1 protein-coding gene is annotated in these 1,216 nt (G+C 43.5%); it reads right to left on the minus strand.

Annotated elements, in window-relative coordinates; all coding sequences use genetic code 11:
* The coding region (locus WN50_RS14830; RefSeq protein ID WP_049559632.1) for an FAD-dependent oxidoreductase at positions 1 to 1,030 on the minus strand (1,030 nt) is incomplete at its 3' end.
* Positions 1,031 to 1,216: the final 186 nt, after the last annotated feature.

Below are 1,216 nucleotides of genomic sequence, written 5' to 3' on the forward strand. Positions count from 1 at the left end.
ACATCGTACACTTTTCTAAACCGGGTAAACTCCGCAACATTTCTACTTGCAGTCTTTCCGGTAAACCCGTAGAAAATCCTTGAATATACAATTCAGGAATATTTCGCCCTTCCGGTTCGATAAAAATTTGGTGGCTTTCTTTATCGGCAAAGCGCACAATTTTATCTTCAATACTCGGACAATAACGCGGCCCTTTTGCTTCTACCCAACCGCCATAAACAGGAGATAAATGCAAATTTTCCCGAATAATACGATGAGTTTCTGCGGTGGTTCGTGTCAGATAACAACACATTTGTTCGCGTTCAACCCACACCTCCGGGTCAAAACTAAACCAGCGAACTTCTTCATCTCCCGGTTGCGGTTCTAACTGACTATAATTAACCGAACGTTTGTCAACTCGGGCGGGAGTTCCTGTTTTTAACCGTCCCGTTTCAAAGCCTAACTTATTCAGCGTTTCGGTTAAACCAACCGCAGCAAATTCACCCGCACGTCCGGCGGGCATTGATTTATTTCCCACCCATATAACGCCACCTAAAAACGTTCCGGTTGTTAGAATAACGGCCTTGCATTTAAACGCGACATCAAAATAAGTTTTAACGCCAATAATTTCATCATTTGCACCCAATACAACGTCCGTCACCATGCCTTCACGGATAGAGAGGTTTTCTTGGTTTTCAATGATATTTCGCATCACGGCTGCATATTCTCGTTTGTCGGTTTGGGCGCGTAATGCCCAGACTGCGGGGCCGCGAGAGTTATTCAGCAGGCGTTTTTGTAGATAGGTGCGGTCGGCCATTTTGCCAATTTCGCCCCCTAAAGCGTCTACTTCGTGGGTGAGTTGGGACTTGGCAGGCGCCCCAACGGCGGGGTTGCAGGGTTGCCAAGCAATTTTATCGAGGTTCAACGTTAACATCAGGGTGCGACATCCCAGACGGGCTGAGGCTAACGCGGCTTCACAACCGGAATGTCCGCCACCGACCACAATAATATCAAATTCGTCTTGAAAGTCTACAGCAGATGTCTGAGTCATTGGGAATGTTTGAGTGATGAGAACTTATTTTTAAATTTTAGCGGTTTTAGTTGATGACTATATTATAACCATTCGCTCTGAACTTAAAAATCACTAAAAAACTTGCAATTGATGATTATAAGATGTATTATACTTGATTGATTCAGGATAATTATTGTTATCAGTATAAAATTAATGATCTTATTT

The sequence above is a fragment of the Limnoraphis robusta CS-951 genome (assembly GCF_000972705.2).